This window comes from Bradyrhizobium sp. Kon58 (assembly GCF_055807455.1).
The window spans coordinates 130,008-153,153 of sequence record NZ_JBVVOT010000015.1 but is presented as its reverse complement, the minus strand read 5'-3'; the positions used below and the strand labels follow the sequence as shown (position 1 = coordinate 153,153).

The following is a 23,146-nucleotide window of genomic DNA, read 5'->3' as shown; positions in this document are numbered from 1 at the left end:
AACTCTATCCCGATCTCGCAAGCAACGCCTGCGACACGTGCCGGTTCCACCCGCATGAAGGAATCGTTATCGCCCGCTTCATCCGACGTTCATGCCGGGTGGGCGAGAATGACCCTGCAACACGGGAACATTCGATATGGGTAAGGTGGTCTTTCTCTATCGCTCTCTGGCTTATCGTAACGCCGCCGCGGACATCCTCCGCAAAGCGCGCAAGCTGCCCCGCGGCGCGGAGCGAAGTGCGGCGTGCCGCTATGCCAAGGCTCTGCGCGATCTCGCCCAAACGGAAGCCTGGCTCGAAGGACGGGTCGCGCGCGAGCCGCAAACGACGCAGCGCAGGAAGAGTGCGGCCTCCGGTTAGCCGGACGCGCGCTGCAATTCGGCGGAGCTGGCGGCTTCGAAGTTGCCGGGCGCCGTCGTCGCGGCAGTCTTGCGCACCAGCGGCACCTCGAGCCGGCACAACAGACCCTCGGCGCGCCAATCGAATCGCGCCTGCCCGCCGAGCTGGGACTCGACGCTCGCAAGCAGGCTCCGCGTCCCAAAGCCGCGGGATTTAGGCGTCATGACGAGTGGGCCGCCGGATTCCTCCCAGGTCAGCGTGAGCAGCTCATCCTCGACCTGCCAGCCGATCGCGAGCCGTCCCGTCCGCGTCGAGAGCGCGCCATACTTCGCCGAGTTGGTGAAAAGCTCATGCAGTGCCAGCGCCAGCGTCTGGGCGGTTGCTGGCAGCAACTGAACTTCTGACCCCGCCAATTTGATCTGGCCGCCGAGGGAATAGGGCGCGAGCTCCTCGTCGATCAGCTTCGAGAGTTCGGCACCCTGCCAGCTCGACAGCGACAGGATCGTATGCACGCGCGCCAGTGCATTGATGCGTCCCTCGACGGCGCTGACATAGGCCTTGACCTCGTCGGCGCGGGTGAGGCGCACGATCGATTGCGCCAGCGCCAGCGCATTCTTGGCGCGATGATCGACCTCCCGCGCCAGGAGAGTCTGCCGTTCCTCGGCGCGCTTGCGTTCGGTGATGTCCACCGTCACGCCGCTGACGCGCATGACCCGACCGCTATCGTCAACCGTGGCGGCGGCCGTGCCGACACACCAGCGCACATCGCCGTCGGGCCGCACGATGCGGAACTCCGTTTCATAGGAGCGTGTGCCCTTGTTGAATTCGGCGATCGCCTTGCGCAACTGATCGACGTCATCCGGATGCAACAGCGCCTGAACGTTGGCCGGATTCACCTCGAAGCTGTCCGGGCCAACACCAAAGATGCGGTATTGCCCCTCGTCCCACATCCAGTCGCCGGTGATCCAGTCCCAGTCCCAGGAACCCATCTTACCGGCGGCGATCGCCATGCTGCGCCGCTCTTCGCTCTCGCGCAGCTTTGCGGTGGAATTCTCCAGCTCGGCGGTGCGTGCGCGCACGCGGTCCTCGAGATCCTGGTTCAGTCGTTCGAGTTCCCGCGTCTTGCGATAGAGCTCTGCAAACACCTTGACCTTGGCGCGCAGCACCTCCGGCACGACCGGCACGGGGACGTAATCGACGGCGCCCATCTCGTAGCCGCGCAGGCGGTCGATGTCGCTGACTTGAATGGCCGAGATGAAGATCATCGCGGTCTTCTGAAAGCGCGGGTGCTCGCGGATCATCGCGGCGAGCTCGAAGCCGTCGAGCTCGGGCATGCAGACGTCGACCAGGATCACCGCGATCTCGGTCTTGAGCAGCACCTCCAGAGCCTCGCGACCGGACGAAGCGATCACGAGGTTCTGGCCGAGATCCTTCAGGATCACCTCATAGGCGAGCAGCTTGGCCGGCTGGTCGTCGACGAGGAGGATGTTGACCTTTTCGTGGTCCATACGGGCATCCAACTCAGCGGTGCAGCCACATGCGGATTGCAAGCAGCAATTGATCGGTGTTGACGGGTTTGGCGAGATAGTCGGACGCGCCGGCCTCGAGGCATTTCTCGCGGTCGCCCTTCATGGCCTTGGCCGTCAACGCGATGATCGGAAGACGGGCGAAGGTCGGATTTTCACGAATGACGCCGATGGTCTGGTAGCCATCCATCTGCGGCATCATGATGTCCATCAGCACGATGGCGATCTCCGGATTGGATTCAACCAGGGCCACCGCCTCGTTGCCGGTCGTGGCCGTCAGCACCTTCATGCCGCGCCGCTCCAGCACGCTCGACAGCGCGAAGATGTTGCGGGCGTCGTCGTCGACGAGCAGGGCGGTCTTGCCGATCAGGTCCTCGTCGGAACTGTTCAGCTTCTCGAGCATGCGCTGCTTCTCGACCGGCAGTTCCGTGATCACGCGGTGCAGGAACAGCGCGGTCTCGTCAAGCAGACGCTCCGGCGATTCCACACCCTTGACCACGATGCTCCGCGCCATGGTGTGGAGTTCCGCATCTTCCTCGGCCGACAGCTCGCGGCCTGTGAAGACGACGACCGGGACATTCGATAGCGCGTCGTCGTTCCGAATCTGGTCCAGCACCTCGAAGCCGGTCATGTCGGGCAGGCGCAGGTCGAGCACGACGCAATCACAGGGGTTCTCACGCAGCATCGAGAGCGCGTCGGCACCGGTGCCGGTCGTCACGATCTCGATGTCGTCGTGGTGCAGGAGCTCACGGATCGAGAGCTGCTCGGCCTCGTTGTCCTCGACGATCAGCAGCCGCTTGCGCCGTGGCCGCGCATATTCCTTGATCTGCGTCAGCGCGGCCGAGACGCCCTCGGTCGTCGTCGGCTTGTTGACGAAGGAGAACGCACCGCGCGCCAGCGCATGCTGGCGGTCCTCGTCGAGCGTGATGATCTGCACGGGGATGTGGCGGGTCAGCGGATTGTGCTTGAGCTGGCTCAGCACGGTCCAGCCGAGCATATCCGGCAGGAATACGTCGAGCGAGACGGCCCTCGGCTGGTACTGCTTGGCAAGCTCCAGCGCCTCCGCGCCGCGGGCGGCAACCAGCACCTTGAAGCCCTTGTCGCGGGCGAGGTCGACCAGCACGCGGGCGTAGTGCGGGTCGTCCTCGACGATCAGGAGGATGCTGTCGCCGGGTTCGAGGTTGAGCCGGTCGTCGGGAAGCTGCTCGATCACGCGCTGCGGTTCGGCTGTCGCGGGCTGCAGCGCCGGCGGCTGGCTGTGTTGGGGCGCCGCGCGGGGCGCGAGCGTCGGGCCGGAATATTTCAGCGGCAGGTAAAGCGTGAAGCACGAGCCCTTGCCCGGCAAGCTGCGCAGGTGGATCTCGCCGCCGAGCAGGCTTGCGAGCTCGCGACTGATCGCAAGGCCGAGGCCGGTGCCGCCATATTTGCGGCTGGTGCCGGCATCCGCTTGCTGGAACGCCTCGAAGATCAGCTTCTGCTTCTCCAGGGGAATGCCGATGCCGGTATCGGACACTTCGAATGCGATCACCGCCGGTGCCGAGTTCAGCACGGGATGGTCCGTGCTCCAGCCGCCGACCGCGGCGGCGACCTTCAGGCGGACCTCGCCCTCGGCGGTGAACTTGAAGGCGTTGGAGAGCAGGTTCTTCAAAACCTGCTGCAGGCGCTTGGAGTCGGTGACGAGGCTGCGCGCGAGATTCGGATCGACGTCGATCTTGAACGAAAGGTTGCGGTTCTCCGCCTCGTGACGGAACGGCCGCCCGACCGTTTCGAGCAGGTTCGCAGTCAGGATTTCCTCGGCGTCGACCGTCACCGTACCGGACTCGATCTTGGAGAGATCGAGAATGTCGCTGATGAGATTGAGCAGGTCGGTGCCGGCGCCATGGATGGTGCGGGCGAATTCGACCTGCTTGCCGGTAAGATTGCCGTCCGGATTGTCGGTGAGCTGCTGGCCGAGGATCAGGATCGAGTTCAGCGGCGTGCGCAGCTCGTGGCTCATATTGGCCAGGAATTCGGACTTGTACTTCGAGGTCAGCGCGAGCTCGGTCGCCTTTTCCTCCAGTGCGCGGCGGGCCTGCTCGATCTCCTGGTTCTTGCGTTCGACTTCGACGTTGCGCTCGGCGAGCTGCTGCGCCTTCTGTTCGAGTTGGTCGTTGGTTTGCTGCAGTTCGCGCTGCTGGGTCTGGAGCTCGCCGGCGAGCTGCTGCGACTGCTTCAGCAGGCCTTCGGTCTGCATCGTCGCCTCGATCGAGTTGAGCACGATGCCGATCGAGTCCGTGAGCTGCTCCAGGAAGGTCATCTGCGAGGTCGTGAACGAAGTGAGCGAGGCGAGCTCGATGACCGCCTTGACCTGGCCTTCGAACAGCACCGGCAGCACCACGAGGTTCTTCGGCGCGACGCGAAGCAGCGCCGAATTGATCGGCACCACGTCGGGCGGAATGTCCGCAATCACGCGCGGGCGCCGGTCGAGCGCGCATTGGCCGATCAGGCCGTCGCCGAATGGCAGCACGCGCGGATACGGATAGACGCCGTCGCCGGCATACGAGGCAAGCAGCAGGAGCCGCGGACTGTCTTCGTTCTCGACCTGATAGATCACGCCGGTATGCGCGTTCACCAGCGGCGACAATTCGGTCAGCAGCAGGCGACCGACGGTGGTGAGGTCGCGCTGGCCCTGAAGCATGTTGGTGAATTTCGCCAGATTGGTCTTCAGCCAGTCCTGCTCGGTGTTCACGTCCGTCGTGAGACGGAGGTTCGTGATCATCGTGTTGATGTTGTCTTTCAGCTCCGCGACCTCGCCACGGGCGTCGACCTGGATCGACCGCGTCAGGTCGCCCTTGGTCACGGCGGTCGCCACTTCCGCGATCGCACGCACCTGCGAGGTGAGGTTGGCCGCCAGGAGATTGACGTTGCCGGTGAGATCCTTCCAGGTGCCCGCGGCGCCGGGCACGTCGGCCTGACCACCGAGCCGGCCCTCGACGCCGACCTCGCGCGCCACCGACGTCACCTGGTCGGCGAAGGTCGCGAGCGTCTCGGTCATGTTGTTGATGGTGTCGGCGAGCGCCGCGACCTCGCCCTTTGATTTCACGGTGAGGTTCTGCTTCAGATCGCCGTTGGCGACCGCGGTCACCACCTTGACGATGCCGCGGACCTGCTCGGTCAGGTTCGCCGCCATGAAGTTGACGGTGTCGGTGAGATCCTTCCAGGTGCCGGCGACGCCGGGCACCTGGGCCTGGCCGCCGAGTTCGCCTTCGGTGCCGACCTCGCGGGCAACGCGCGTGACTTCGCCGGCGAACGCATTGAGCTGATCCACCATGGTGTTGATGGTGTTTTTGAGCTCGAGGATTTCGCCCTTCACGTCGACGGTGATCTTGCGCGACAGGTCGCCGCGCGCGACGGCCGTGGTGACTTCGGCGATGTTGCGGACCTGGGTGGTGAGGTTCGCGGCCAGCAGGTTGACGTTATCGGTGAGGTCCTTCCAGGTGCCGCCGACGCCGGGTACGACGGCCTGGCCGCCGAGCCGGCCCTCGGTGCCGACCTCGCGCGCGACGCGCGTCACTTCCGCGGCGAAGGAGCGGAGCTGCTCGACCATGGTGTTCAAGGTGTCCTTGAGCAGCAGAATTTCGCCGCGCACGTCCACCGTGATCTTCTTCGACAGGTCGCCGCCGGCGATCGCGGTCGCGACCTCGGCGATGTTGCGGACCTGTGCGGTGAGGTTCGAGGCCATGAAGTTGACGTTGTCGGTGAGATCCTTCCAGGTGCCGGCAACGCCGGGCACCTCGGCCTGGCCGCCGAGCTTGCCTTCCGTGCCGACCTCGCGCGCGACGCGCGTGACTTCACCGGCAAAGCCGTTGAGCTGGTCCACCATGGTGTTGATGGTGTTCTTCAGCTCCAAAATCTCACCACGGACGTCGACCGTGATCTTGCGCGAGAGGTCGCCGCGCGCCACGGCAGTCGTGACTTCGGCGATGTTGCGGACCTGGGCGGTGAGGTTGCCCGCCATCGAGTTCACGCTGTCGGTGAGGTCTTTCCAGGTGCCGGCGACGCCGGGCACGTTGGCCTGACCGCCGAGCCGACCTTCGGTGCCGACCTCGCGCGCGACGCGCGTCACCTCGCCCGCGAAGCGGTTGAGCTGGTCGACCATCGTGTTCAACGTGTCCTTGAGCTGAAGGATCTCGCCGCGCACGTCCACGGTGATCTTGCGCGACAAGTCGCCACCGGCGATCGCAGTCGCGACTTCGGCGATGTTGCGGACCTGGGCGGTGAGGTTGCCCGCCATCGAGTTGACGCTGTCGGTGAGGTCCTTCCAGGTGCCGGCGACGCCGGGGACTTCGGCCTGGCCGCCGAGCTTGCCTTCGGTGCCGACTTCGCGCGCGACGCGCGTGACTTCGCCGGCGAAGGCGTTGAGCTGGTCCACCATGGTGTTGAGCGTTTCCTTCAGCTGAAGGATTTCGCCTGACACGTTGACGGTGATCTTCTTGGATAAATCGCCCTTGGCGACCGCGGTCGCGACTTCGGCGATGTTGCGGACCTGGCCGGTCAGGTTCGAGGCCATCGAGTTGACGCTGTCGGTGAGATCCTTCCAGGTGCCTGCGACGCCGCGCACCTGGGCCTGGCCGCCGAGCTTGCCTTCGGTGCCGACCTCGCGGGCGACGCGCGTGACTTCGCCGGCAAAGGCGTTGAGCTGGTCCACCATGGTGTTGATGGTGTCTTTCAGCTCCAGGATTTCGCCGCGGACATCGACGGTGATCTTTTTCGACAAATCGCCGCCCGCGACCGCGGTCGTCACCTCGGCGATGTTGCGGACCTGCGCGGTGAGGTTCGAGGCCATCGAGTTGACGCTCTCGGTCAAGTCCTTCCAGGTGCCGGCGACGCCGAGCACGTTGGCCTGACCGCCGAGCCGGCCCTCGGTGCCGACCTCGCGCGCGACGCGCGTGACTTCGCCGGCGAAGGCGTTGAGCTGGTCGACCATGGTGTTGAGCGTTTCCTTCAACTGAAGGATTTCGCCCGAGACGTTCACCGTGATCTTCTTCGAGAGGTCGCCGCTCGCGATGGCGGTGGCGACATCGGCGATGTTGCGGACCTGCGCGGTGAGGTTCGACGCCATGAAGTTGACGTTGTCGGTGAGGTCCTTCCAGGTACCGGCGACGCCCGGCACCTGGGCCTGGCCGCCGAGCTTGCCTTCGGTGCCGACCTCGCGCGCCACGCGCGTCACTTCTGAGGCGAACGAGTTGAGCTGGTCCACCATGGTGTTGATGGTGTCCTTCAGCTCCAGGATTTCGCCTCGTACGTCCACCGTGATCTTGCGCGAGAGGTCGCCGCGCGCCACGGCGGTGGTGACGTTGGCGATGTTGCGCACCTGCGCGGTGAGGTTGCCGCACATCGCGTTGACGCTATCGGTGAGATCTTTCCAGGTACCGGCGACGCCGGGCACGATGGCCTGGCCGCCAAGCTTGCCGTCGGTGCCGACCTCGCGCGCCACGCGCGTCACTTCCGAGGCAAAGGAACGGAGCTGGTCCACCATCGTGTTGATGGCTTCCTTGAGCTGTAGGATCTCGCCGCGGACGTCGACCGTGATCTTCTTCGAGAGGTCGCCGTTCGCAACTGCGATCGTCACCTCGGCGATGTTGCGAACCTGGTTGGTCAGGTTGTTCGCCATCGAGTTGACGCTCTCGGTCAGATCCTTCCAGACGCCGGTCACTTCTGGCACCTGGGCCTGGCCGCCGAGCTTGCCCTCGGTGCCGACCTCGCGCGCCACGCGCGTCACCTCGGAGGTGAACACGCCGAGCTGCTTGATCATGGTGTTGACGATGGTCGCCGACTGCAGGAATTCGCCGCGCAGGGGTCGGCCATCGACGTCGAGCTTGACGGTCTGGAGCAGGTCGCCCTGCGCCACGGCTGCGACCGCGCGCGTCACCTCGCGCGTCGGCCACAGCAAATCGTCGATCAGCGTATTGACCGAGCCTTCCATGTCGGCCCAGGAGCCGGAGGCCAGCCCAAACTTCACGCGCTGGCGCGTCTTGCCCTCGCGGCCCACGACCTGGCCGACCAGCTCGAGCTGCTGCGCCATGCGCTGATTGGCGGCGATGATGTCATTGAAGGTGTCGGCGAGCTTGCCGTCGATGCCGAGATAGTCGCCGCTCATGCGCACGGAGAAATCGCCGTTGCGCATGGCCTGCAGGGCCAGCAGCAATTCTGCCCGGGAATCGGGCTCCGACATGCCGTTGGTTTTTGGCTTTGGAACGCGACGACCGGAACGTGATGCAGATCCGGGATCGAGGTCGCTCATAATTTGTCCCCCGCAGGCGTCGGCCGATTCCCAGGCAAGACGCGGATTATCAAAATAGAGCGTCAGCCAAATTCGAAATCAAGCGCCAACGTCACGGCGCCCGAAAGTGGAACCTGCTTTGCTCAGCCCGATTAACCTAAGTGCCATCCCCCAGAATGGTTCCATCCGGTTCCAATATTTCCAGGTCGGCAGATCGGTTCGTTTCAGCGACTTGGTCATCTGCCTTCCGGAACGGAGCGCCGGGCGTGCCGTTAGCCCGCAGATGCAGGGAGAGCGCACATGAAAGCAGGATTTGCCGTCATCGGGACCGTGATGTTGTTGGCGGGATCGGCGTTCGCGCAGGGCGGGACCCCCAGCGGTCGCGGGGCCGTCACCGGCGATCCCGCCGCAAGCTCCGCCACCCCACGCGCGGACACACCAACCACGGGTACGTCAACCCGGTCCAATCCCAGCGGTAGCGGCACGTCGAGTTCGGGCGGCAAGGATGACAATGGGGATGCCGGCCGAGACAAGATGCTGGAGGGCAACCGCAGCGCGCGGCCGGAGAGCCGGCAAAAGTAAGGGGCTACTTGGCAGCCCTATTTGTCCGCCATGGTGCGCTCGGCGTCCTTGACCTGCGAGCGCAACATCGGGAGCTGCTCGCGCGCGAAGGCTGCAAGTGCGGCATTATCGGGCGCCTTCAGATAGCGCTCGAGTAGATCGATCACCGATTCATACTCGGGAATCTGCGCGGCATAGAAGCTTCTGACGAAAGTCGGTCCGTCCGAAGTTTCGGGCTCGACCAGGCTCGCGCTCGCCGGGGTCGTCTTGGTGACGCGCGGTTCGGTGCCGATCGCTTCCTGAATTGGCTTCAGAGCCTTGTCGCGCCGGGCCGCTTCTTCGGCGCGCAGGGCGGCGAGGTTCTTGACTTCGGCATTGCCCTTCAGGTCGGTGCTCTCCAGCAGACCCTGCTGGAAGCGACTGAAGCTGTAGAGATCGCTGATGGTCTCGGTTGCGGTCGGCGTGCGGCCAGCCGGCCTTCGCTCCCCGGTGCTGTCGGCAAGCGCGGCCGTGCTGATGAATGCCAAAACCATCGCGAGAAGAATCCGCATGGATATCCAATGGCGGACGCCAGTCGAAAGTTCCGCAGATGTTACGATCCGGTAAGGGCGGTTGCGACGCGACGGTTCCGTCCCCAATTCATGTTGATGAAACAGTCCGAGATCTTCAGGGATAACGCCGACAACTGCCTCCAGCTCGCTGAGCGCGCCGAAGGACAGCCGTCACACAATCGTTTTCTGCGCATGGCGAACGCGTGGACGGCACTCGCCAACGAGCAGGATTGGCTCGACGGCGAGGTGCCGCCTGTTCCAGCCCGCATCCGTCAAAAGCAGGATGCGTAACGCTCTCGTTTCGTGGATCTGCGTGTGAGACTGCTCACGGACGGCAAGCAGGATCATTCGTAACAGTCGATCGCGTTGATTTCCTATTCCGGGAGGTTTTTGCAATGGCTCCACGTCTGGCTCTTCTCTCGCTCATTCTCGCCTTTGGGGTGTCGGTCGCGTTCGCCACCGTGACGACGGTACGGCAGGTGCATCATGAAAATGCATCGGCCCCGGTGCACTCGGCGCACAGCTAGCCGCAGTCTCGTCTCGCGCGTCCGGAACCTTCGACGCTCCGGCGCGTAGGCGCTTCGAGACAGCAACGAGGCGAGAGCTATCATGGCCCATTCCGACCAAGGCATCATCAGAGATCAGCGCGGTGAACAGCAGCCGCGGGACAAGCAGCGTGCGCAGACCGTGCACAAGTCGGAGCCAAAGGGCTCGCCCTCTCGCGAGGCCACGCGCGATCCCAAGCTGAATGACAACAGCAAGACGCCCGGCTCCGGCATGGCGCCGGATGATTCCGGCGACGCGCCGAGCGGCTAATTCCATCAGGAACGAATTCGCACGTAAAGAGTCGAGGGATTGCTTCCGGTTGTCATGCCCCCGGTGATCCGGAAGTAATCTCCAAGGACGGCCCCGGCACCCGTGCCGGGGCCGTTTGCTTGAGCATCAGGCTGGACTAATCCTCGGCATCGCCCTGCGGATGGGGTTGCGTGTGGCCATCCGGGCCGCGGCCGAAAACTCCGAACCGGCTCGATTTGACATTAGGCCCTGCATCGACAGCGGCGGTGGCCAGTCCGAGCTTGAGGAGCTCGCGCACAGCCGCGGCTCGCGTCGGCATGCGATGTTTGAACCGGAAGTCGTCGACCGCGGCCAGTTCTTCCGGTGACAGCATGACCTGGAGCCGCTCGGCGCGAAGGTCGTTCATGATCAATCATCCAAATGAGCAAGTTGAGTAGTTTACTCAACGAACTCATTCCACCGCGGTTCCATAGGATGCGGCTATGGCGCCAAGTTAGTAAAATAATATAGTAAAATCAATAACTTACATGATGCAAAGGCCCCTGGGCAGGTGTATGCTCCCGGCAAATGGGAGAGACGTCATGACGAACGAAGTCAGATTGCCCCGCAAACATGTCGAAGAGAGCGCAGCACCCAAGCCGGTGCGCCCCAGCCACCAGAAGGTCATCGAGCAGGTCGAGCGCTGGGCCAACAGTCCGGGCCTTCAACCGCCGAGTTTGCAGCCGTCAACGCATGCCAAAGCGGGCTAGCGCTTCGTAAGGGGAGAGCCCTTTGCTGATAGCGAATGGGCTGACCGGTGCGGCTTGCGGGAGACGATGCGCAGCTTGCGCCTGAGCCACCAGGCCAAGACCGAAACGACGGCCCAGGCTATCAACGCGGCAGCGAAAGCGCCCGGAACGCTCGCGGCCACGGTGAAATGAAAGACGGCGGCGAATGCCAGGAGACCGATGCTTCCCCAGGCGGCGCCAGCCGCGTCGAGCGCGGCGGCCTCTTGCCCGCGGCGCGTGCCGCTGAGGCCGGCCTTCTCCTTGGTGCGGCGTTCATGGCTTTCGACCAGCGTTGCGCTGGCGCAGAAGATAGCGGGAAGCGCAAGGAAAAGTCCGCCGACGGACACACCGAAGCGCGCACCCAGAACCCCCGTGAGCACGGTCGCCAAGCCACCGAGCAGGAAACGAATGCCGTATTCGTACCAGCGTGTCTGCTTCAGCGCGGAGAGCGACAGCTTGACGGGCATCAGGCCGCACCTCCGAAGCCGGCGAGCAGGCCGAAGGCGACCGCAAGCCACACGATAACAGCGAGGACGGTCGCGGGCAGCGCGGACAGACGGTATCTGATCAGCAGATGGCAGACGACGACGCTGTAGCAGCCGAGCGCGACCGCGCCGTAGATCATGGTCCAGCTTTCGGCCGCGGCATATTGCGGGCCGTGCTGGACGACGGCGATGCCGAGCGTCGCCAGTGCGACCGACGGTGCTGCGCCGAGCAATCCCGCAAAGCTTTTGGGTTTGAGCATATCGCCCAGGATCGCAAAAGCGGAGACGATGATGCCACCGGCGATGAAGCGCACGACATATTCGGTCACGGCTTTTCCCGCCGATCGACTTGCTTGCGGAACGATTGCGTCAGTGTCCATGGCCGCAAAAGTCTCTCTACGGCCGCGCCAAGCGCAAAGCCTGCGATCACGTCGCTTGCCCAATGCGCGAGCACCGCGATCCGTGTCAGCGATAGCGCGATCGCAACCGTGCGCAGCAATCGGCGCGGCGTCTTCGGCAGCAAGCCCGCCGCCGAGGCAAGGGCGCCCATATGGACCGCGTGACCGGACGGGAAGGCGTCGCGCGCCTGTCCTGAGATGGGTACTCCATGCCCGTGTCCGCGGATGGTCAGTCGGTCTGGCCTGGTCTGATCGAACACGGATTTCAGGACATGCGGCAGGACGGCCGTCGCCAGCGACACGGCCAGAATGTGATTTGCCACGGGCCGCTGTTGCGGCTGCCGAATGTGAGTATAAAGCCAGCCTATTGCGGCCAGCGCGAGCAGCACGTGCTCGTCGGCGGCCCAGGTTAACGTCTGCGCCGTGTGCTCGACGCCTGAATTGGTGTGATCAGCAATCGTATCCGCGATCGCGGTATCGATCCGGCTGGGTTTGACCTCTACCAATGCCATCTGTCTGCAAGCGTAATGTCCTTTGTGACAGTTTTGTAAAGCCTGGAGACAAAGAAGGTTCCTGGCTCTGCCTCGAGACATCAGCCTGCAGCCAAGACCAACTCGCGTGACTACGGCTGTCCCGACCCACCAGCGGACCCATAGACCTGGCCGGTCGCATAGCTCGCGTCGGCTGCGGCAAGCTGCACGTAAATGGAGGCCAGTTCGGCGGGCTGCCCGGGACGGCCGAGTGGCGTCATGCCGCCGAATTTTTCGAGCTTCTCCATCGTGGCGCCGCCGGAGACCTGGAGTGGCGTCCAGATCGGTCCCGGGGCGACGCCATTGACGCGAATGCCCTTGGAGGCGAGCTGCTTCGCCAGCGACTTCACGTAATTCATCGTCGCCGCCTTGGTCTGCGCATAATCGTAGAGATCGGGGGAGGGATCGTACGCCTGCTCCGAGGTCGTGCCGATGATGGACGAGCCGGGCTTCAAATGCGGCAGTGCCGCCTTGATGATCCAGAACGGCGCATAGATGTTGGTCTTCATGGTCGCATCGAAATCTTCCGAGGAGACATCGAGAATGGACGCACGTGTCTGCTGCCGCGCCGCGTTGCAGACAACGATGTCGAGTCCGCCGAGACCTTGGACGGCCTGCTCGACCAGCTTCTTGCAGAAAGCCTCATCCTTGAGGTCGCCGGGAATCGCGAGCCCGATACGCCCTTCCTTCTTGATCAGCGCGATGACGTCCTGCGCATCCGGCTCTTCCGCCGGTAGATAGTTGATGGCGACGTCAGCGCCTTCGCGTGCATAAGCGATCGCAGCGGCGCGGCCCATGCCGGAATCGCCGCCGGTGATCAGCGCCTTGCGGCCGGCGAGCCGGCCGGAGCCCTTGTAGCTGGTCTCGCCGTGATCCGGGGGCGGCTCCATCTTGCCGGCGAGGCCAGGCCAGGGCTGCGACTGCTTCTTGAACGGCGGCTTTGGAAAGCGGCTGACGGGATCGACGAGTTTCTGCTCAGCCATAGACGCGTCTCCTTTCGCTGTGGAAGAGGCCAGCGAAGCGGCAGCAAGCGTTGCGCTCGCCGCCTGAACGACGTGCCGGCGGGATACTGAAGCCTTGTCGTGATGTGTCATGACGATCTCCGCGATTTCGATCTCAATGCGCGGAGAGGGGCATCGTTGCAAAACGAGAGGACGCCGGCCCGCAAGCCGGCGTCCTCGGAAGATGTTTACTTGGTCTGGCCGACGCTCGGCGCCTTGCCGAGCTCCTTGGCCATGTCGAGATGGTGCTTGAGCGCCGGCAGCGTCTTGCCGGCCCAATCCTTCAGGTCGGAATTGTCGCCGCCCTTGGCGTAACGCTCGAACAGCGAGACCGCGTCCTCATGGGCGCTGACCTGGTACGAATTGTAATCCGAGCTGAAATCCTTGCCATTCGCGCTCTTGAGCTTGTCGAGCTTGCTCTGATGCGAGCTGTCGAGTGCTGTCGGCAGGGTCGCCTGCACCTTGCCGCCGCTGACCAGGCCCTTGAGTTCGCTGCTGGTCTTGGTGTGGTCAGTCACCATCTGTTGCGCAAAGGTCTTCTCCTGCGCGTTGCCTTTCTGCTCGGCAAGCTTGCTCGATTCGATCTCGAACATGTCGCTGATGGCGACTTCCTTGACGAAGTCGGCGGTGGCAGGAGCGACGCCGAGCGCCGAGTTGACGCCGGTCTTCTCGCCGAGCGACTGGGCGAGCGCGGGCCCTGCGAGCAGCACGCAAGCAGCTGCGATAATCATTCGTTTCATGGTCCGATCCCTTCGAATGGACGCGCGGCCTCTCGCCGCGCGCGACGTTGCGGCCACCAACACGCTGCAGGGGCCGAAGTTCCTAATGGCTAATCCGTCGGTCTCCGCCCGCTCCGTGGGTTGATCGGGTCGGTCGGCTTGCGGCGAAGCCGTTCGGGCAGAAACGGCTCGGTCGGCGTCGCGGTGGCCTCGGCACGCACGTCTGCATGGCGCTGTGCCCGTTCATGCGGCGTCCGGTGGTCGTTGATCTGCCGCTTCACGTCGAGGCCATCGACGGGATCGTTGACGCCATGCTGGATATCGCGGAAATCGCTCATGCTTCACCTCATTCACTTCCAGGCAGGATCTTTTCCAACACCTGCCGCGCCGCCCCCTTGATCATTCCGCTCTCGTTGGGATCGCCCTTCATCAGCGCAAGAGAGAAGTTCTTGGCCTGCTGCAAGGTGATGTGCGGCGGCAGCGGCGGCACTTCGGGGTCGGTCTTCACCTCCAGCACCACCGGCATCTGGCTCGCCAGCGCCTGGTCCCAAGCCGAGGCTAGTAGCTGCGGGCTGTCGACATAGATGCCGGCGAGGCCGATCAGCTCGGCAAAGCGCGAATAGGACACGTTCGGGATGCGCTGCGATGCCTCGAATTTCGGATCGCCGTTGATGATGCGCTGCTCCCACGTCACCTGGTTGAGGTCTTCGTTGTTGAAGACGCAGACGATGAAGCGCGGATCCTTCCAGTCGCGCCAATACTTCGCGGCGGTGATCAGTTCGGCCATGTTGTTCATCTGCATCGCGCCGTCGCCGACGAGGGCAATCACCGGGCGGTCGGAATGGGCGTATTTCGCGGCGAGTGCATAGGGCACCGCGGCACCCATCGAGGCAAGGCCGCCTGAGAGTGAGGCCGTCATGCCGCGGCGCATCTTCAGGTCGCGCGCGAACCAGTTGGCGCAGGAACCGGAATCGCTGGTGATGATGGCGCGGTCGGGCAGGCGCGGAGACAGCTCCCAGGCGACGAGCTGCGGATTGACCGGTGCTGCGGGCTGATGTGCCCGATCATCGAGCGTCTTCCACCATTTTGCGACGTCCTCTTGGATTCCCTGGCGCCAGGCGCCGTCGGTCTTGGGTGCGAGCCGCGGCAGCAGGGCGCGCAGCGTCTCGGCGGCATCGCCGACCAGGCCGACCTCCATGGGAAACCGGATCGACATCATGCTGGCGTCGATGTCGATCTGCACGCCGCGCGCCGCGCCTTCCTTCGGCAAGAACTCGGAATATGGAAAGGCGGAGCCGACCATCAGCAGCGTGTCGCATTCCATCATCATGTTGTAGCTCGGTTCGGTGCCGAGCAGGCCGATCGAGCCTGTGACCCAGGGCAGATCGTCAGGGAGCACCGCCTTGCCGAGCAGCGCCTTGGCGCAGCCGGCGGACAAGCGGTCGGCGACCGCGATCACCTCCTCGGTGGCGTGGAGCGCGCCGGCGCCGACGAGCATCGCGACCTTCTTGCCGGCGTTGAGCACCTCGGCGGCACGGTCGAGGTCAGCGTCACGAGGCTTGATGCTTGGCGCGCTATAGCCGACGCCGGAGTGCAGGGTGCCGTGAGCGCGCGGCGGATCCTCGTAGGGCTCCTCCTGGATATCGTTGGGCAGGATGATCACCGTTGGCGTCCGCCGGGCCAGCGCGATCCGGATCGATCGATCGATCAGATGCCGGATCTGCGCCGGCGAGGAGGCCTGCATGACGTACGCGCCAGCCACATCCTTGAACATCGAGACGAGATCGAGCTCCTGCTGATAATGACCGCCCAGTGCATTGCGTGCCTGCTGACCGACGATCGCGAGCACGGGCTGGTGATCCAGCAGGGCATCGTAGAGCCCGGTGATCAGATGCGAGGCGCCGGGGCCCGAAGTTGCGATACAGACCCCGAGTTGGCCCGAGAACTTCGCATAGGCACTTGCCATGAAAGCGGCCATCTCCTCATGCCGCGCCTGGACAAAGCCGATCTTGCCCTCAGCGCGCTGAAGGGCGCCGAATACGCCGTTGATGCCATCGCCGGGATAGCCAAAGAGGTGGCGCACGCCCCATTGATGCAGACGTTGAACGATGAAGTCGGAGACGGTCTGGGACATCGAGGGCGGCCCTTCGTTTTCCGGTATTTGGGTTCCGGGATTTGAAGTTGAGAGAACCGCCCGTTTCCGGCGATGTTCCTCAAGTCTGACGGAACATGCCGGAACGATCGCGCACCTCTTCGGGTTGTCTCCACACTGGCTGAGAGGAGAATTGAGATGTTGAATCAGGGCGAACTGGACCAGGACGAAATGGGTCGGTTGATCGGCAGCGACAAGGTCGAGGGAACATCGGTCTACGGCGCCGATCGCAACAAAATCGGCTCGATCGAACGCGTGATGATCGACAAGATCAGCGGCAAGGTGTCTTACGCCGTGCTCGGCTTCGGCGGATTTCTGGGCCTCGGCAACGACCACTATCCGCTGCCGTGGCAGTCGCTGAAATACGACACGGAGCTCGGCGGTTATGTCACCGGCATCACCACCAAGGAACTGGAAGGCGCGCCGAAATATGGCGAACGGAGTGATTGGAACTGGGGTGATGACGCCGCGGTTCGCGGCATCAACTCCTATTACGGCGTCCCCTTCGCGTAAGCGTTTCCACCGAAAGGAAGCCCGATGAGCAAGGAACGGCCCAACGACGATCCCAGGCAGCAGAGCGACTGGGGTTCGCACAAGCAGACGGACAAGCCCTGGAAGGGCACTCCGGAAAAAGAGCAGGGATCGGACGAGGTGAAGCCAGATCTCGAGAAATGGCACGCGACGAAGACGCACTGAGACGAGGTGCCGTTCCCATGAGACGTCGAGGCGAGCGCGGCACCCACTGTGCCGCGCTTCTATTTTGGGCAGGGCGTTCACGAACGCGATGGTGCTCGCAACAAGCGGAACCATGATCAGGAGTTGCAGTTGGGCTCGCGGCGCGTGAGCGGCTTTTGGCGGCTCTGCCGTCAGTTTGATCCCCGAGAAAGGTGTTCACCGTGGATGCTCAGACCCGGGAGCGTGGGCCGTCCGCGGAGCAGCCGCAGAGGGCGAAGGAAGCTCCAAAGACCTCTCCCGATCAGCCCCGTGACGCCGAGGACCAGAAGCCGGCGAAGGCGCCGTCGCTGCGAGAGCGGATTCGCGAGCATTGGTTGCTGGCAACCGTTGCCACGATCGTCTTGCTCGCGGCCCTGATCGGCGGACTGCTCTACTGGCTCCAGGTACGCCACTATGAATCCACCGACGACGCCTTCGTCGCCGCGCGCAGCTTTTCCGTGGCCTCCAAGGTCGGCGGCTACGTGACCGACATCCCGGTCACGGACAACCAGCATGTCAACGCCGGGGACCTTCTCGCCAAGATCGACGAGCGCGACTATCGCATCGCCATCGATCAGGCCAATGCGCAGGTCGCGGTCGCCAGGGCGAACATCGCCAATGTCGAGGCGCAGATCGTCTCGCAGCAGGAGCAGATCAAGCAGGCGGAGGCGCAGCTCGAACAGGCCCAGGCCCAGCTTCAGTTCTCGCAGGAAGAATTCGCGCGCGCCCAGGATCTGGTCGAGAAGGGCGCCGGCACCGTGCAGCGCCAGCAGCAGACCCGCTCCGATCTTCAGGCGCAGCAGGCCAACACCGAGCGCGCGAAGACCGCTGTGACGGCCGCGCAAGTCGGCATCAAGACGCTGCAGGCGCAGCTTGAGGGCGCCCGGGCGCAGCTCGAGCAGTCGCAGGCGCAGCTCGATCAGGCCAAGCTGAACCTGCAATACACCAGTGTCGTTGCGGCGCAGTCCGGCCGCGTCGTCAAACTCAGCGGCGCCAAGGGCACCTTCGTCAACGCGGGCCAGAGCCTGATGATGTTCGTGCCCGACGAGGTCTGGATCGTCGCCAACTACAAGGAGACCCAGCTCAACGACATGCGGCCGGGACAACCTGTCGAGATCCGCATCGACGCCTATCCCGGGCGCAAGCTGACCGGTCATGTCGAGTCGGTGCAGCCGGGCTCCGGCACCGCGTTCAGCCTGCTGCCGGCGGAGAATGCCACTGGCAATTATGTCAAGGTGGTGCAGCGCGTGCCGGTGAAGATCGTGGTCGACAGCTGGCCGGCCGATTTGCCTGTTGGTCCCGGCATGTCGGTCGTGCCCTGGACCAGGGTGCGATGACCGAGACGGCGCAAGGGGGCGCGTCCGCGGGCGGCTGGTCGCCGGAGCGCTCGGCGGCGGGCGGTCATAATCCCTACCTCATCGCATTCGTCGTCTCGATCGCGACCTTCATGGAGGTGCTCGACACCACCATTGCCAACGTTGCCTTGCGCCACATCGCCGGTGGGCTTGCCGTCGGCATCGACGAGAGCACCTACGTCATCACCAGCTATCTCGTCGCAAACGCCATCGTGCTGTCGATCTCGGGCTGGCTGTCGACCGTGATTGGCCGCAAGCGCTTCTACATGATCTGCGTTGCGATCTTCACGGTCTCCTCGCTTTTGTGCGGCTTTGCCTGGAATTTGCAGGCGCTGGTGCTGTTCCGCATTCTGCAGGGCCTTGGCGGCGGCGGCATGGCGACCAGCGAGCAGGCGATCCTCGCCGACTCCTTCCCGCCGCACAAGCGCGGCCAGGCCTTCGCGATCTATGGCGTCGCCGTCGTGGTCGCGCCCGTGGTCGGTCCGACGCTCGGCGGCTGGATCACCGATACCTATACCTGGCACTGGGTGTTCCTGATCAACGTCCCCATGGGAATGCTGTCGCTGTTCCTGGTCGGCACGCTGGTCAAGGAGCCGTCGGGCGCGGAGGAGGAGAGGGAGAAGCTGCTGAGCAAGGGCCTGCGGGTCGACTATGTCGGCTTCCTGCTGGTCGCGATCGGGCTCGGCTCGCTCGAATACGTGCTCGACGAGGGCCAGCGCAGCGACTGGTTCGGCTCGAACATGATCGTGTTTTTCGCGGTGCTTTCGGCCGTGTCACTGCTTGCGCTGATCCCTTGGGAGCTGACGCGCGAGGATCCCATCGTCGATCTCCGCCTGCTCGGCCGCCGCCAGTTCGCCGCCTGCTTCCTGGTCATGCTTGCGACCGGCGCGGTGCTGATCTCGACGACGCAGCTCTTGCCGCAATTGCTCCAGAGCGATTTGAACTACACCGCGATGCTGGCGGGTCTCGCACTGTCACCGGGCGGAATCGCGACCCTGGTGCTGATGCCGGTGGTGGGCCGTCTCGTCAGCAGCGTGCAGCCGAAATACCTCATCATGCTCGGCGCCACCATCGTCGCGTTCTCGATGTGGCATCTCACCGGCCTCACCGGCGACATCACCTACGGCTATGCCGCGATGTCGCGCATCTTCCTCGCGCTCGGTCTGCCTTTCCTGTTCCTGCCGGTCACGACCGCGTCCTATGACGGCGTGCCGCCCGACAAGACCAATCAGGCCTCGGCGCTGATCAATGTCGCCCGCAATATCGGCGGCTCCATGGGGGTCGCGCTGGCGCAGACAATTCTGGCGCAGCGCCAGCAATTCCACCAGAGCCGCCTGATCGAGCACGCCGCGCCATCGGATCTCGGCTACCAGCAGACCATCGAGACCATGACCCGCTTCTTCCAGGCTCAGGGCTCGAATGCCAGCGATGCGGCCTCGCAGGCGGTCGCCTGGGTCGGCCGCACCTTGCAGCACCAAGTCGATTTGCTCGCTTATATCGACGTGTTCTGGACGCTCGCGATTATCGCGGTGCTGATGATCCCGACCGCCGCGGTGCTGCGCCCGATCAAGCTGGGCGCTCCCGCGCGGGGGCATTGAGCCAACGGTCGCTCGGAGAGAAAGGGTGACCGCGGCGCAAAAGTCCGGCTAGACTGGCTCGAGCGTCAAGCAAAAGCCCGGGAGGTAATTTAAGTGAAGACCGCGATCACCGAACTGTTCGGCATCGAGCACCCCATCATCCAGGGCGGCATGCATTTCGTCGGCTTTGCCGAGCTGGCGGCTGCCGTCTCCAATGCCGGCGGGCTCGGCATCATCACCGGTCTCACGCAGAAGACGCCGGAGCTGCTGGCAAAAGAGATCGCACGTTGTCGCGACATGACCGACAAGCCGTTCGGCGTGAACCTCACCTTCCTGCCGACCTTCGCCGCGCCGCCCTATCCGGAGTACATCGCCGCCATCGTCGAAGGCGGCATCAAGTCCGTGGAGACCGCCGGCCGCAGCCCGGAAGCCTACATGCCCGCGCTGAAGGCCGCCGGGATCAAGGTCATCCACAAATGCACGTCGGTGCGCCACTCCCTGAAGGCCGAGCGCATTGGATGCGACGCGGTCAGCGTCGACGGTTTTGAGTGCGGCGGCCATCCCGGCGAGGACGACATTCCCAACATGATTCTACTGCCGCGCGCGGCTGAGGAATTGAAGATTCCGTTCGTCGCGTCCGGCGGCATGGCCGACGGCCGCAGCCTCGTCGCGGCGCTGTCGCTGGGGGCGGCCGGCATGAACATGGGCACGCGCTTCATCGCCACCAAGGAAGCCCCGGTGCATCAGCACGTCAAGAACGCGCTGGTCGCGGCGACCGAGCTCGATACCCGCCTGATCATGCGGAGCCTGCGCAACACCGAGCGCGTGCTGAAGAACGCCAATGTCGACCGCCTGCTCGAGATCGAACGCGAGAAAGGCGACAAGCTGAAGATCGACGACATCCACGATCAGGTCGCGGGCGTCTATCCCAGGATCATGCTGGACGGACAGATGGACGCGGGCGCCTGGAGCTGCGGCATGGTCGCGGGCCTCATCCATGATATCCCGACCTGCAAGGAACTCGTCGACAGGATCATGGCTGAGGCGGAAACCATCATCCGCACCCGTCTGATGGGGTTTCTTGAAGGGACGGGTGCACCGCGAAAGGTCGCCTGACACCGCCAAACTTCTTAACCACGGCGGCAGTTGACCGCTGGAATTGCGCGCGACGCCTCCTAAATAGAGGTAAATTACCTCTTAACAATCGATTTCAGGAGGCGTCCGTGATTATGAAGAGCGCTCCTTTTGCAATTGCCGTTGCCCTCGTGCTCGCATGGGGCGGCGTCGCGCGCGCTGACGACTACAAGCCCGACGAATATCTCGGCCTCGATCTTTCGAAGGCGGTGTTATCGCCGAAGCGGCTCGGGCCCGAAACCCAATTCGCGCCGGTCGCGCTGGAAGCGCGCGGTGGCAACGAGGCGCAGGCGCGCGCCGAGCCGGTCGACGTGCCGAAGAAGGTCGCTGCCGAACGCGTGCGCGTGTCGGAGCCGAAGGTTGCACACGCCAAGCCCGCGCAGCCACGCGGCGCGGCACGCACCAAGCTCGCGCATCGCCACGGCAATCCGCTCGACGCGCAGGCGATGGACACCCGCATCCAGACCTGGCCGTGCCGCAGCGGCGGCATCTGCAACTGGAAGCATTAGGTTCAGCTTCGAGCCGTCATCCGCACGTCCTAAAACCGTAGGCCCGCGGTCAAGAAACCGTAAGCCGGGGGTCAAACGACGCAGGCACCTTCCGTCGCTAGTCGACGAAGGTTTCCTGAATGGTAGCGCTCCGCGCCTCGCGCGCCTGGACCCGGCGGCAATTCCTGGTCCGTTCCTCCTCGAGCCTCGCCGTTGCCGCGCTCGCAACGCCGCATCTCAGCCGCGCCGCGGATCGTCCGCAGATCGCAGGCGGCATCCAGTCCGGCGACATCTCGGATGGCTCCGCCGTGATCTGGGCGCGCGCCGACCGGCCCGCGCGGATGCAGGTCGACTATTCGACCGTGGAAAGCTTCAAGACCGTCATCGCGTCGGCTTCGCGCGATGCGTCGCCCGATGCCGACTTCACCTCAAAGCTGCTGCTGAACGATCTGCCGCCCGGGCAGGACATCTTCTATCGTGTGCGCTTCGACGACATCGCGACCGGCATCGCCGGCGAAAGCCGCATCGGCCATTTCCGCACTGCGCCGGCCGCCGGCCGGTCGATCTCGTTCCTGTGGTCCGGCGATACGGCGGGGCAGGGCTGGGGCATCGACACATCGCGCGGCGGCTATCGCAGCTATCGCACCATGCTCGACAATCGTCCGGACTTCTTCATCCACTCCGGCGATCACATCTACGCCGATTGCACGATTGCCTCCGAGCAGAAGCTGCCGAACGGCGAGATCTGGCGCAATGTCGTGACCGAGGAGAAATCCGAGGTCGCGCACACGCTGGCGCAGTTCCGCGGCAACTACAAATACAACCATCTCGACGAGCACTTCCGCGCCTTCCATGCCGAGGTGCCGATGTTCGCGCAATGGGACGACCACGAGGTCACCAACGATTGGTCGCCGACCGGCAGCTATGACGCCGCCGGCCATGAGGATGACGGCACCCCGCGCCTGGTGGCGCGCGCCCGCCGCGCCTTCTTCGACTTCATGCCGATCCGCGACATCGGCGCGCGAAAGGGGCGGGTCTATCGCAAGATCGCCTATGGCCCGCTGCTCGACGTCTTCATGATCGACATGCGCAGCTATCGCGACGATAGCTGGAACAAGGGCGACGATCACCGCGGCTGGATCCTGGGCGCCGAACAGCTCGCCTGGCTGAAGCGTGAGCTCGCCGCCTCGCGCGCGACCTGGAAGGTGATCGCGGCCGACCTGCCGATCGGGCTGGTCAGCCTCGATGCGGTTGCACTGGGGAATGGGTCGCCCGACCGGCGTGAGCACGAGATCGCCGATCTTCTCGCGTCGATCAAGCGCGCCGGAATTCGCAACATCGTCTGGCTCACCGCGGACATGCATTACACCGCCGCGCATTATTACGATCCGAACAGGGCGCAATTCCAGGAGTTCGAACCGTTCTGGGAGTTCGTCTCGGGACCGTTGCATGCCGGCACCTGGAGTCCGGGCGAGCTCGACAATACCTTTGGTCCGGTCGCGATGTACCAGAACGGGTGCAGCGAGGCGCAGGGCGAAAACCTCGCGCCCTGTTTCGGACTGCAGTTCTTCGGCAAGGTCGACATCGATGGCCGGACCGGCGTGATGACCGTGACGCTGAAGGACGTCGACAACCGCGACCTCTGGTCGGTCGATATCGTGCCGCAGCCGCAGGCGCGTCCAGCCGTGGTGGCGCAGCATTCCTGAGGGGTGCTAACCCGATCTTGATTGGCCGCATTGCGCCTGCCGCGCTATGCTGTCCATTCCCGCCACCTCTTTTCCACCCCCAAAGAGT

23 protein-coding genes are annotated in these 23,146 nt (G+C 64.2%); 12 read left to right on the top strand and 11 right to left on the bottom strand.

Going from position 1 to position 23,146, the window contains the following annotated elements; translation table 11 throughout:
* The first annotated feature begins 136 nt into the window (after window positions 1–136).
* Window positions 137–358, top strand: coding sequence for a hypothetical protein (locus AC0L20_RS23895; protein WP_018456200.1), 222 nt, complete (start codon window positions 137–139; stop codon window positions 356–358).
* Here the strand turns inward: AC0L20_RS23895 and AC0L20_RS23890 are convergent.
* Both AC0L20_RS23890 and AC0L20_RS23885 read right to left on the bottom strand, forming a co-directional pair.
* Window positions 355–1,845 carry an HWE histidine kinase domain-containing protein gene (locus AC0L20_RS23890; RefSeq protein ID WP_473292793.1) on the bottom strand — a complete coding sequence of 497 codons (1,491 nt, stop codon included), beginning with the start codon at window positions 1,843–1,845 and terminating at the stop codon, window positions 355–357. The genes AC0L20_RS23895 and AC0L20_RS23890 overlap by 4 nt on opposite strands.
* Before the next feature lie 13 nt (window positions 1,846–1,858).
* On the bottom strand, window positions 1,859–8,146 hold the full coding sequence (locus tag AC0L20_RS23885; protein ID WP_473292791.1) for a HAMP domain-containing protein: 6,288 nt from the start codon (window positions 8,144–8,146) through the stop codon (window positions 1,859–1,861).
* 279 nt (window positions 8,147–8,425) lie between these two features.
* Between AC0L20_RS23885 and AC0L20_RS23880 the strand changes: the two genes are divergently transcribed.
* Window positions 8,426–8,707, top strand: coding sequence for a hypothetical protein (locus AC0L20_RS23880; RefSeq protein ID WP_473292789.1), 282 nt, complete (start codon window positions 8,426–8,428; stop codon window positions 8,705–8,707).
* Between the two features lie 17 nt (window positions 8,708–8,724).
* Here the strand turns inward: AC0L20_RS23880 and AC0L20_RS23875 are convergent, their stop codons facing one another.
* Window positions 8,725–9,237: a DUF4142 domain-containing protein gene (locus tag AC0L20_RS23875; protein ID WP_473292785.1), complete on the bottom strand. Its 513-nt coding sequence runs from the start codon at window positions 9,235–9,237 to the stop codon at window positions 8,725–8,727.
* A gap of 96 nt (window positions 9,238–9,333) precedes the next feature.
* Here AC0L20_RS23875 and AC0L20_RS23870 point away from each other — a divergent pair, with 96 nt between their 5' ends.
* Complete coding sequence (locus AC0L20_RS23870; protein WP_027516515.1) at window positions 9,334–9,528, top strand: hypothetical protein; 195 nt, start codon at window positions 9,334–9,336, stop codon at window positions 9,526–9,528.
* A gap of 318 nt (window positions 9,529–9,846) precedes the next feature.
* Entirely contained in the window at window positions 9,847–10,053 is a 207-nt protein-coding gene (locus AC0L20_RS23865) for a hypothetical protein (protein WP_007594775.1), read from the top strand.
* Between the two features lie 136 nt (window positions 10,054–10,189).
* On the opposite strand, the gene AC0L20_RS23860 is transcribed toward AC0L20_RS23865, so the two are convergent.
* Window positions 10,190–10,438, bottom strand: a complete 249-nt coding sequence (locus AC0L20_RS23860; protein ID WP_456765506.1) for a hypothetical protein — start codon at window positions 10,436–10,438, stop codon at window positions 10,190–10,192.
* 175 nt (window positions 10,439–10,613) lie between these two features.
* Between AC0L20_RS23860 and AC0L20_RS23855 the strand changes: the two genes are divergently transcribed.
* Complete coding sequence (locus AC0L20_RS23855) at window positions 10,614–10,781, top strand: hypothetical protein (RefSeq protein ID WP_473292780.1); 168 nt, start codon at window positions 10,614–10,616, stop codon at window positions 10,779–10,781.
* On the opposite strand, the gene AC0L20_RS23850 is transcribed toward AC0L20_RS23855, so the two are convergent.
* From AC0L20_RS23850 to AC0L20_RS23820, 7 genes are all read right to left on the bottom strand, one after another.
* Window positions 10,778–11,266 carry a DUF3147 family protein gene (locus AC0L20_RS23850; RefSeq protein ID WP_473292776.1) on the bottom strand — a complete coding sequence of 163 codons (489 nt, stop codon included), beginning with the start codon at window positions 11,264–11,266 and terminating at the stop codon, window positions 10,778–10,780. The two genes, AC0L20_RS23855 and AC0L20_RS23850, sit on opposite strands and share 4 nt — an antisense overlap.
* The gene (locus AC0L20_RS23845) at window positions 11,266–11,613 is read right to left on the bottom strand and encodes a DUF3147 family protein (protein WP_456765503.1); all 348 of its coding nucleotides are present in this window, start codon (window positions 11,611–11,613) and stop codon (window positions 11,266–11,268) included. Before AC0L20_RS23845 ends, AC0L20_RS23850 begins: the two co-directional genes overlap by 1 nt.
* Window positions 11,610–12,194, bottom strand: a complete 585-nt coding sequence (locus tag AC0L20_RS23840) for a phosphatase PAP2 family protein (RefSeq protein WP_473292771.1) — start codon at window positions 12,192–12,194, stop codon at window positions 11,610–11,612. Before AC0L20_RS23840 ends, AC0L20_RS23845 begins: the two co-directional genes overlap by 4 nt.
* A 110-nt stretch (window positions 12,195–12,304) precedes the next feature.
* Window positions 12,305–13,195, bottom strand: a complete 891-nt coding sequence (locus AC0L20_RS23835) for an SDR family oxidoreductase (RefSeq protein WP_473292769.1) — start codon at window positions 13,193–13,195, stop codon at window positions 12,305–12,307.
* 206 nt (window positions 13,196–13,401) lie between these two features.
* Window positions 13,402–13,953, bottom strand: a complete 552-nt coding sequence (locus AC0L20_RS23830) for a DUF4142 domain-containing protein (RefSeq protein ID WP_085352563.1) — start codon at window positions 13,951–13,953, stop codon at window positions 13,402–13,404.
* Between the two features lie 89 nt (window positions 13,954–14,042).
* Window positions 14,043–14,270 carry a hypothetical protein gene (locus tag AC0L20_RS23825; RefSeq protein WP_473292765.1) on the bottom strand — a complete coding sequence of 76 codons (228 nt, stop codon included), beginning with the start codon at window positions 14,268–14,270 and terminating at the stop codon, window positions 14,043–14,045.
* Between the two features lie 8 nt (window positions 14,271–14,278).
* Window positions 14,279–16,066, bottom strand: coding sequence for a thiamine pyrophosphate-requiring protein (locus tag AC0L20_RS23820; protein ID WP_473292761.1), 1,788 nt, complete (start codon window positions 16,064–16,066; stop codon window positions 14,279–14,281).
* Window positions 16,067–16,222: 156 nt separating this feature from the next.
* On the opposite strand from AC0L20_RS23820, the gene AC0L20_RS23815 reads away from it, so the two are divergent.
* The 7 genes from AC0L20_RS23815 to AC0L20_RS23785 all read left to right on the top strand — a co-directional run bounded on the left by AC0L20_RS23815 (window position 16,223) and on the right by AC0L20_RS23785 (window position 23,058).
* A complete protein-coding gene (locus AC0L20_RS23815) occupies window positions 16,223–16,597 on the top strand; it encodes a PRC-barrel domain-containing protein (RefSeq protein WP_456765499.1) in 375 nt (124 codons plus the stop codon).
* 24 nt (window positions 16,598–16,621) lie between these two features.
* The gene (locus AC0L20_RS23810; RefSeq protein WP_007594751.1) at window positions 16,622–16,780 is read left to right on the top strand and encodes a hypothetical protein; all 159 of its coding nucleotides are present in this window, start codon (window positions 16,622–16,624) and stop codon (window positions 16,778–16,780) included.
* 200 nt (window positions 16,781–16,980) lie between these two features.
* Complete coding sequence (locus AC0L20_RS23805) at window positions 16,981–18,135, top strand: HlyD family secretion protein (RefSeq protein WP_456765497.1); 1,155 nt, start codon at window positions 16,981–16,983, stop codon at window positions 18,133–18,135.
* Window positions 18,132–19,751, top strand: coding sequence for a DHA2 family efflux MFS transporter permease subunit (locus AC0L20_RS23800; protein WP_473292753.1), 1,620 nt, complete (start codon window positions 18,132–18,134; stop codon window positions 19,749–19,751). Before AC0L20_RS23805 ends, AC0L20_RS23800 begins: the two co-directional genes overlap by 4 nt.
* Before the next feature lie 93 nt (window positions 19,752–19,844).
* Entirely contained in the window at window positions 19,845–20,846 is a 1,002-nt protein-coding gene (locus tag AC0L20_RS23795) for an NAD(P)H-dependent flavin oxidoreductase (RefSeq protein ID WP_473292749.1), read from the top strand.
* Between the two features lie 113 nt (window positions 20,847–20,959).
* Window positions 20,960–21,373, top strand: coding sequence for a hypothetical protein (locus AC0L20_RS23790; RefSeq protein WP_473292855.1), 414 nt, complete (start codon window positions 20,960–20,962; stop codon window positions 21,371–21,373).
* Between the two features lie 119 nt (window positions 21,374–21,492).
* Complete coding sequence (locus AC0L20_RS23785; protein WP_473292746.1) at window positions 21,493–23,058, top strand: alkaline phosphatase D family protein; 1,566 nt, start codon at window positions 21,493–21,495, stop codon at window positions 23,056–23,058.
* The last annotated feature ends 88 nt before the right edge of the window (window positions 23,059–23,146 follow it).